Raw genomic sequence first — 5,754 nt, 5'->3', positions numbered from 1 at the left:
AAAACACCTGTGACATGAAATCAATTGTGTGTTTTGACCAACCTTTATGTTTCGCTAAATCTAAACCATGCTTTTTCAAATCAAATGTTTTACGTTTCAGCAAAAACGCATAAAACCATTTAAATTGATCACGGTTAGGATTTGTTGTGAAAAAGGAGTCCTCTTGCTGATGAAAAATCGTATAAACCCGACTAGGTGTTCCTTGGCCCGTAAATAAACGGTTTAACTCATCCCTTGTATTCGGAACATCTAGTAAAATCACATATTTATCTTCAAACAAGCCCGTAGCATGAAAGACTTCTTCAGCCTTTCTAATATCTTTACAATGCAAGCCAAGTTGATTCGCCGATTCTTCTTGAAAAGAAATAATGATTCGTCTCTCTACTGGTATCTCCAACAATCGATCGTCTAATCGCTTTTGTTGAATACTGCGCCAATCAAATAGTTGCCATTCATTAACCGCGAGATCCTCTAGCATCATTTGTGGTTTCACATGTCCATTCCACTCATTAATAGATAACGTCCCAATTGCAGATAGTTTAGCTGTTTGGCTAATTTCATCATGCAGGTGCCCTAAATGAAAGCCAATGCCATCAAGACTAGCGCCATTTTGTGCGAAACTTACTTTTAAGTGATTCGCCTCACTACCAATTCGACGCATCTGATCAATATGAACATTTTCAATCATGACTTTAGGTGTTGGGTTACTCACCCCAAATGGTGCCAGTGCTTCAAGTTGCTTTATGACCGATAAGGATATGTGATCGACACTTGTTGCTAGATCTATTTTTGTGAGAGGCTTGAAATCTTCTTCCGTTAACACTTCTTTTGCCTGCTTATTTAATCGTTCGCGTAACAGATCTAAGTCAGCTTCTTTCATCGTAAGCCCTGCCGCCATAGGATGCCCACCGAAGTGAGGGAGGATATCTCTGCTCTTTGATAACTCTGAGAACATATCAAAGCCTTCGATGCTTCTTGCCGAACCTTTAGCTAACCCTTTTTCTTCATCTATGCTAAGCACAATAGTCGGACGATAAAAGCGTTCTACAAGTCGTGATGCTACGATCCCAATAACTCCTGCATTCCAGCCTGGCTTAGCAATAATCAAAACGTCATTCTCAGAAGGTGGATAAGTCGTTTCAACGATTTCTACTGCTTCTTCTGTAATAGCATTTACAATACTTTGACGTTGTTTATTAAGAGCATCAATTTCAGCTGCTAAATGTTCAGCTTCGCTAGAGTCATTTGTAATCATCAATTCAACTGCTGGATCAGCTGACTCTAGTCGTCCGGCTGCATTAATACGCGGGCCAATACCAAAGCCGACATGGTCTCCATTTAAGGCATCTTGACCAACGCCACATACTTTCATTAACGCACGCAAGCCTGGCTTTGATGTGGATTGCAGAGCTCTTAAGCCCTCTTTTGCCATTAATCGATTCTCATCCACTAATGGAACTAAGTCAGCAATGGTTCCAATCACCACAATATCGAGCAACTCTTTTGGTATTCTTCCAAGTAAAGCTTGAGCTACTTTAAAAGCAACCCCTACCCCAGCTAGCCCTTTAAATGGATACGTACATCCAGGCTTTTTCGGGTTTACAATCGCATACGCATCAGGCAGTGTCGGTGGTGCTTCGTGGTGATCGGTTACGATAAAATCAAGTCCGATTTCTCTTGCCACATTGGCCTCATGAACAGCAGAGATTCCTGTATCTACTGTTACAACAAGCGTATAGCCTTCTTCTTTTGCACGGCGCAAAGCCGGCTCATTAGGACCATAGCCTTCTGTGAACCGATTAGGAATATAATAATCAAAAATAGCCCCTAGCTCTTTTAACGTGTAGATCATGACCGAGGTACTACTCACTCCATCAGCATCATAATCTCCAAAAATCAGGATCTTTTCTTGATTGGTAATAGCTTCATTTATACGTGTAATGGCCTCTTTCATACCCGAGAGTAAATACGGATCGTGATAAGTCATTTCTTCACTGTTTAAAAACGTTTTTGCRGCTTCTGGTGTATCAATGCCACGATTAATTAATAATTGCGCAACAAGTACATCTACACCTAGCTCTTTGACAAGACTCTCTACTTTGTTATCATCTTGCTCTTGTATTTTCCATCTTGCCTTAGGTTTTAACATAAGTTCACCCCTTGACCATCCTATTATACAGGAGCAGCCAAGGGGTGACAATGTCTGAGTTTATAATGATCGCTGTCTTTATTTGGGATCTTGATCTAATGTAGTATCGTTGATGACGGTGTTCTCATCACCATCAACTGTATCGACATCATGCTTTGATGTTGCAGCAGCTTCTTGATGGCCTTTTAATGTTTTTAGCTTCTTAAGTTCTGCTTGGAGACGGTATATTTTTACCATCCCTAGGGCACCAGCAACGATGGCCCCCATAAAGACCGAACCAAGAATAACCAGAATCAACGGCCACTCCGCCACACCAAATAAATAATTTACACGAACCGCGTCTACATTAATGACGGCAAAGATGGCAATAATAATCGCCACTAACAATCCTAAAATAATATTCCATTGTCCCCTCATCCCATAAACCTCCTCAATTAGTTTTTTCTCTATATGGATTAATATGCACGAGTACATCTTGAACATTCTTCTCTTTCATGAGCCTTATTTTCACATTCTTTCCGATTGCATGACCTTCTTCTACCGTAATGTGCGGGGCTACGCCAATCTTAATATCAACAATGACGTAGTGACCGTGTTCACGAGCAAAGAATTCATCAATATTTAACACACCTTCTACTTCTGCTGCAGCTTGCTTCATCTCTACCGTATCTTCTGGGTGAAGAACATGATCAAGCGCATTGTGAATCGATTGCTTCCCAAGGCTCCATGCCATCTTACCAATCAAAATGGCGACAAAGGCACTGGCTAGTGCATCCCCATACAAAAGCCAAGAAATATTCAACATTCCACCTAAAATCGCAGCCCCAATCCCTACAAGCGCAGCCATTGAGGAGAACACATCTGAGCGGTGATGCCACGCATCCGTCATTAATGCTTCACTCTTATATTTTTTACCCAATTGATACTTATATCGAAACATTAATTCCTTTGTCACAATCGAAAAGACTACAGCATAGATCGCAATCATTTTCGGAACAACAACTGGCTCAAAAAAGGACTTGAACGCAGTAAGTGCGATTTCAAAACTAACAAGAAACAACAGTACCGCAACAATGATCGCAGCAACCGATTCTGCTTTTCCATGACCATAAGGATGATCTTCATCTGGTGGGAGTTTTGCAGCGCGTACTCCTATCAACACAACTACTGATCCGACGACGTCTGATGCTGAGTGAGCAGCATCTGCAATTAATGCTCGGCTATTTGCCATAAAACCAATAATGGCTTTGATGATAGCTAAGATAATATTGCCGATAATCCCAACCCAGGCAGCAAAGCGTACTTTTCGGTAGCGAATATCTGCTTCTTCCATATGCTCACCCCACTCTCTACTCTCTACATAATATACCAAAACCTGCCACTGCTCCACGTTATTGTTCCAAAAAAAGATCATGGTATGCACCATGATCTTTTTTTCCTATCATACTAAACGGTTGGTTCTTCTTCTGGTTGTTGCTTGCTTTTAAACTTTTGCTTTTTAAGMTGACGCGCTTTCCAAATTAACCACAGTTGAGAAGCTAGGAACATCGACGAATACGTTCCAGCTACGAGGCCAATTAACAAAGCAAGAGCGAATGAGCGAATCGCTTCTCCCCCAAAAATGAATAGGGCAGCAGCTGCAAAGACAACCGTTAAAACGGTGTTAATGGAACGAGCAAGTGTTTGAACTAAACTTTTATTGACGATTGCAGCTAGGTCATCAAAGCCTTTCACTTTCTTAGCCAGCTTCATGTTCTCCCTAATGCGGTCAAACGTTACGATTGTATCGTTAATCGAATACCCGACAATCGTTAGAACCGCTGCAATAAATGGTACGTTTACTTGAATTTGAAGCAAACTGAACACTGCAATAATGAAAAAGGCATCATGTAAGAGTGCCACAATCGCAGCAACCCCATATAAGAATTCAAAACGAATCGTTACATAAATGATAATCCCGACAGAGGCGATCAGTACAGAAATCAAAGCATTTCGCGCTAGTTCTTGACCAACTGTTGGTGATACTGTTCCGATATTTGGATCAGCTCCAAATCGCTCAGCGAAATGCGATTGAATTTCCGCAATTTCGCCAGCGTCTAGAACACCAATAAATCGTGCTGTAGCCAATTCGTTGCGATCTCCACCTAAGGTAATGTCATCAGGTGTATACCCGGCACCAATTTGAGCAAATTCTTCTTCAACTATTTCTGCCGTTAATGGTTCTTCTGATAAGATTTCAACTTGAGAGCCACTCTCAAAATCAATCCCTAAATTCAATCCCATTGTAAGTAAAAGAACGACACCAATGAGCATTGCAGAAAGCGAGAACATGAAAAACTTTTTGCGATGTTGAACAAAATCGATCTCGCGGTTTTGAAAATTAAAGCTCATCGATTTCACCTTCTTTCACACCGAACAAGCGTGGCTTTTTATTAAGCGCACGGCTATTCACCCATAAACCGAGTAATAAACGTGAACCATAAACTGCCGTTAAGAAGCTTGTTAAAATACTAACGATCAACATCACAGCAAATCCCTGTACCGAACTTGTCCCGTAGGCAAATAACACACCGGCTGCTAGGATTGTTGTAATATTTGCATCTAAAATCGTAGATAAAGAGCGTCTGCTACCTGCTTTAAAAGCAGACATAATAGATTTCCCAGAGCGAATCTCTTCTTTGATTCGTTCGTACGTAATAATGTTTGCATCCACTGCCATACCTACCCCTAAGATTAGAGCTGCAATACCAGGTAATGTGAGGATCGCATTCATTAAGTTAAAAATAAGAAGTACTAAATAGATGTACATGCTGAGTGTAACCACAGCAATCACACCCATGAATCTGTAATAGAAAAGCATATAGATAAAGATTAACGCAATCCCGATAAATCCAGCATAAATCGTTTTCTCCATTGCCTGTTCACCCAAAGAAGCCCCGACTGAATTCGAGTACATTTCTTCTAGTTGTACAGGTAATGACCCTGCATTTAATACTTCTGCAATAAAACGAGTCTCTTCAAGAGCGAAGTTACCCTCAATCATTACATCACGTGAATTAATCGGTTCACGTACGGATGCCGCAGATAAAAATTTAGGGTCGTCACTCATCATTTCAGCTTCATATGAATCAACACCCTCTTCAAAATCAAGCCAAATGACTAGTAAATTCTCACCAGGCGGTCTGCTTGAAATCTCTCTTGTAATTTCACCAAAAAGCTGTGCATCACGGAGAGTGAGTGTCACGATCGGTTCATTCGTTTGGTCTTTAAAAGAAGAATTTGCCCCATTTTGCTGCAAATCACTTCCATCTAATAACACTTCATCATTTACATCACGAAATGTTAGGTTCGCTTCTGTAGAAAGTAGATCACGTGCTGTTTGTTGGTCTTCCACACCAGCTAATTGCACACGGATGCGGTCGTCGCCCTCAATTTGAATATTCGGCTCTGATACACCGAGCACATTTACACGTTGATTGAGCGCACTAACCGTTGCACTTAGTGCTGTTTGATCAATTACATCTCCTTCATTAGCGGGATTAACTTGATACAAAATCTCAAATCCGCCTTGAAGGTCGAGTCCTAGCTTGATTTCCTTCGTAATC

5 protein-coding genes are annotated in these 5,754 nt (G+C 41.0%); all 5 read right to left on the bottom strand.

Annotation, left to right across the window (positions count from 1 at the left end):
* The coding region (gene recJ, locus AB685_RS25400) for a single-stranded-DNA-specific exonuclease RecJ (protein WP_047973375.1) at positions 1 to 2,149 on the bottom strand (2,149 nt) is incomplete at its 3' end.
* A 78-nt stretch (positions 2,150 to 2,227) separates the two neighbouring features.
* Positions 2,228 to 2,566, bottom strand: coding sequence for a lipopolysaccharide assembly protein LapA domain-containing protein (locus AB685_RS25395; protein ID WP_047973374.1), 339 nt, complete (start codon positions 2,564 to 2,566; stop codon positions 2,228 to 2,230).
* A gap of 13 nt (positions 2,567 to 2,579) precedes the next feature.
* Positions 2,580 to 3,482 (bottom strand): cation diffusion facilitator family transporter, encoded by a 903-nt coding sequence (locus tag AB685_RS25390; RefSeq protein WP_047973376.1) that lies wholly within the window; start codon positions 3,480 to 3,482, stop codon positions 2,580 to 2,582.
* Between the two features lie 113 nt (positions 3,483 to 3,595).
* Positions 3,596 to 4,540, bottom strand: a complete 945-nt coding sequence (gene secF / locus AB685_RS29925) for a protein translocase subunit SecF (protein ID WP_053073956.1) — start codon at positions 4,538 to 4,540, stop codon at positions 3,596 to 3,598.
* A partial coding sequence (gene secD / locus AB685_RS29920) for a protein translocase subunit SecD (protein ID WP_128755946.1) occupies positions 4,530 to 5,754 on the bottom strand: 1,225 nt, incomplete at its 5' end. The genes secF and secD, both read right to left, overlap by 11 nt.

It is taken from the genome of Bacillus sp. LL01 (assembly GCF_001037965.1).
Note: the sequence above shows the minus strand (reverse complement) of the source record. Positions and strands in the feature narration are given on the sequence as shown.